General features: G+C 48.4%; 3 protein-coding genes and 1 pseudogene. 1 reads left to right on the top strand and 3 read right to left on the bottom strand.

The window, feature by feature from the left end:
• Positions 1-1016 (bottom strand): annotated as a pseudogene (locus VIM87_RS26895) (transcription-repair coupling factor); the annotation flags it as partial.
• A 238-nt stretch (positions 1017-1254) separates the two neighbouring features.
• On the opposite strand from VIM87_RS26895, the gene VIM87_RS26890 reads away from it, so the two are divergent.
• Complete coding sequence (locus VIM87_RS26890; protein ID WP_331999978.1) at positions 1255-1983, top strand: ferredoxin--NADP reductase; 729 nt, start codon at positions 1255-1257, stop codon at positions 1981-1983.
• A 4-nt stretch (positions 1984-1987) separates the two neighbouring features.
• Here the strand turns inward: VIM87_RS26890 and VIM87_RS26885 are convergent, their stop codons facing one another.
• Positions 1988-2569 carry a hypothetical protein gene (locus tag VIM87_RS26885; protein WP_331999977.1) on the bottom strand — a complete coding sequence of 194 codons (582 nt, stop codon included), beginning with the start codon at positions 2567-2569 and terminating at the stop codon, positions 1988-1990.
• Positions 2570-2616: 47 nt separating this feature from the next.
• On the bottom strand, positions 2617-3403 hold a 787-nt coding region (locus tag VIM87_RS26880), incomplete at its 5' end, for a glycine--tRNA ligase (protein WP_331999976.1).

Genomic DNA, 3403 nt, shown 5'->3' with positions numbered 1-3403 from the left:
TCCTGCGTTTCAAAGGGTATAACCGTAGCAGGGCGGCCGGTTTCCTGCCACCACTGGCGGTTGCCGAACACTACGCAGTGACGCTGCAGCAGCTGCTCCATGAGTACGGATGCTTTTACGAAATCATCTTCCGTAAGCATCATCTCCTCATCTTCATCCACCTTTACCTTATTGCCGGTTTGCAGCCAATCGTCCAGGCGCTGCTCCATTTGCTCTATCACTTCCTGCACATAGCCCGGGTCTTTCATCCATACCATGGTATTGGCCGGCAGAAATTCTGTGAGGGCTGTTTTATGGTGATCGGTAGCATGGGTATCCATGTTGGCGATCAGCGTTACCTGGTTCAGCTTACGCTCACTCAGCTGCGTTTCCGGATCAAACAGGCGGATGGAATCTATATCTTCCCCAAACAGCTCAATACGGTAGGGCTTATCGTTGCCAAAAGAGTAAATATCCAGGATACCGCCACGCACGGCATACTGGCCGGGCTCATACACAAAATCAGTATAATGAAAACCCCAACCCACCAGCTTTTCCAGCAAGTCATCCACCTTCAGCACATCGCCTACCTTTAGCTGCACCATGTTCGTGTTAAAGGCGGTAGAGCCGGCTACTTTTTCCCATAAAGCTTCCGGATAGGTAACCAGTATTTTTTTACGGATAACGCCGCCTGAAAATTTCATGAGCGCTTCAGTACGCAGCATGCTATGGCTGCTGTTCAGCTCCTGGAACTGGCCGGTTTTTTTAAAGGAATCAGGAAAGTAGAAGATATCCAGCGCCTGGCTTAGCTGTTCCAGGTCGTTATGGAAATAGGCTGCCTCTTCTTTATCATTTAAAATAAAGAGGTGGTTGGCATTTTCCATTTGCGCCCAGGCGGTAACGGCCACGAAGTTAACAGCGCTGCCGGTAAGGCCTGTTAGCTGAAAATGTTGCGGAGCGGGCATATGTAGCCCTTTCACCAGCTGTTGCAGGCGGGCGTCGCGTTGAAAAAGCTGTAAAACACCCTGTAGATTCATGAAGGGTGCAAAGATAGTGATTTTTGATGGTCCATGGTCCATAGTCGATGGTCCATGATTGAGGGAAGTCCATGGTCGATAGTCCATGGCCTGGTGCGTATAGTAGTGGTGCGTGTAAAGCTGGGTTGTTAAATTTTTGCATTACTACGCAGTTTGTCTCTTTTGAAAAAGGCCATGGACTATGGACCATCGACCATCGACTTTTTTCCCTATATTTAATAACACAAAAACACCCCATATGCTGGAGCAATGGTACAACGGTACGGTTACCAGAATTGTAGATGAAACCTACAATACACGCCGCTTCTGGATACAGATACCGGATATGGACCTTTTTGATTTTAAGCCCGGACAGTTTGTTACCCTGGACCTTCCCATTCATGAGAACAAGCATAAACGATGGCGCAGCTATTCCATTGCATCACACCCAAATGGCAGCAATGAAATAGAGCTGGTGATCGTATTGCTGGAAGGCGGGGCCGGCACTACTTACCTTTTCAATGAAATAAAGGAAGGCAGCAACCTATTGCTGCGCGGGCCTTTGGGCAAATTTGTGCTGCCGGAGGTGCTGGATAAGGACCTGTTCCTGGTTTGCACGGGTACTGGCATTGCGCCCTTCCGGTCCATGGCTAAATACATTCACCTGCACAACATTCCCCATAAAAATATTTACCTCATTTACGGCAGCCGCTATATTAAGGACCTGCTATACCCCGGCGAAATGGAACAGCTGCAGGCGGAACACCCGGGGTTTTACTACCTGCCCACCTTATCCCGCGAGGACAGTACAGGCTGGACCGGGCGTAAAGGATATGTGCACACTATTTATGAAGAGATGCTGAACGGCGGCAATAAACCCGCTAACTTTTTCCTGTGCGGCTGGAAGAATATGATCAATGAGGCCAGGCAGCGCATAATGGACCTGGGGTATGACCGTAAAGACATACACCAGGAACTGTACGACTAGCAGATCAGAAATTGAAACCAATGCTGCCCTCTGCCCAGGGTAAAGGATAACCGCCATAGCGGGTGGTAGACATCATGGGTGTAATAGCTAATTTCCACATTAACCGGTTCTTAAAGGAATAACGCCGGTAGGCTACGGTTAAATTCAGCAGCCATGCATAACGGGTAGTATGCTCATCGAAGATCACTGCATCGCCATGTACATAAGTAATACCAAGCCCCAGCTCCAAACGGTGCGGACGGGCAGCCCTTCCAAACAGGTAATTTATCCCCAGGGGCACGGTTAATTTAGTAGTATTATGTGAACTGTTCACCTTACCTGTTGAATCGGGCATATCATCCTCCCAGTACGAAATGGTATTACCTATACCAACACGTACACCCAGCCCTAAGCGGTCGGGCTGAAAACGCAGCTCGTAATTGAGTGAGTTAAAGCAACCAGGCCCCAGGAAGCTATAATACACAGTTTGGTAGCCTTTAAGCTCACGCGGCCAGGAACGGTAAAAGTCGTCTTTTTTTTGTCTTTGCGCAGATGCAGCGCCGCATAACAGTAACAGCAGTATAAGGAGGTAACATTTTGCAGGCATAGGCATAAAAGGGTTATACCTATTGAAACGTACCTTACCTCTAAAAGTTACAGAATGGCTTTCAGCACACGCTCCCTTACCTCACTCAGCGGAATGCGCTCCTGTTCCATACTATCGCGGTAGCGGATGGTAACAGTGTTATCTTCCTTGGTCTGGTGATCAATGGTTACGCAGAAGGGCGTACCGATGGCATCCTGGCGGCGGTAGCGTTTACCAATGGCATCTTTCTCCTCATAAAAACAGTAGAAGGAAGACTTGCATTCATCCATCAGCTGACGGGCTATTTCCGGCAGACCTTCTTTTTTCATTAAAGGGAAAATGGCCAATTTGATAGGGGCTAATTTTGCTGGTAAGTGCATTACTACGCGGCTGTCCGGCTTTTCGGGGGTGCTCAGGTCCTGCTCTTCGTAGGCATTGCATACGGTTAAGAGGAACATACGATCTAACCCGATAGAAGTTTCAATTACATAGGGAATGTAATTCTGGTTGATCTCAGGGTCGAAGTACTGAAGCTTTTTCTTGCTGTATTCCTGGTGGTTTTTGAGGTCAAAGTCTGTACGGCTATGGATCCCCTCTACTTCTTTAAAGCCAATGGGAAATTCATATTCAATATCCACAGCAGCATCTGCATAATGGGCCAGCTTTTCGTGGTCTTTGAAACGGTAGCTGGCAGCCGGGGTGCCCAGGCTCTGGTGCCATTTCATGCGTTCCTCTTTCCAGTAGGCATACCATTCTTTCTGGGAGCCGGGGCGAATGAAGAACTGCATTTCCATTTGCTCAAATTCGCGCATACGGAAAATGAACTGGCGGGCTACGATCTCATTCCGGAAAGCC

Origin of the sequence: Chitinophaga sp. (genome assembly GCF_036569125.1) — a bacterium.
Classification (GTDB): domain Bacteria; phylum Bacteroidota; class Bacteroidia; order Chitinophagales; family Chitinophagaceae; genus Chitinophaga.
This window is presented reverse-complemented; position numbering and strand designations above follow the sequence as displayed.

Bases quoted from the DNA above. Each gene is read 5' to 3' on its own strand.
- VIM87_RS26890 (WP_331999978.1), top strand. From the start codon at position 1,255: ATGCTGGAGCAATGGTACAACGGTACGGTTACCAGAATTGTAGATGAA.
- VIM87_RS26885 (WP_331999977.1), bottom strand. From the start codon at position 2,569: ATGCCTGCAAAATGTTACCTCCTTATACTGCTGTTACTGTTATGCGGC.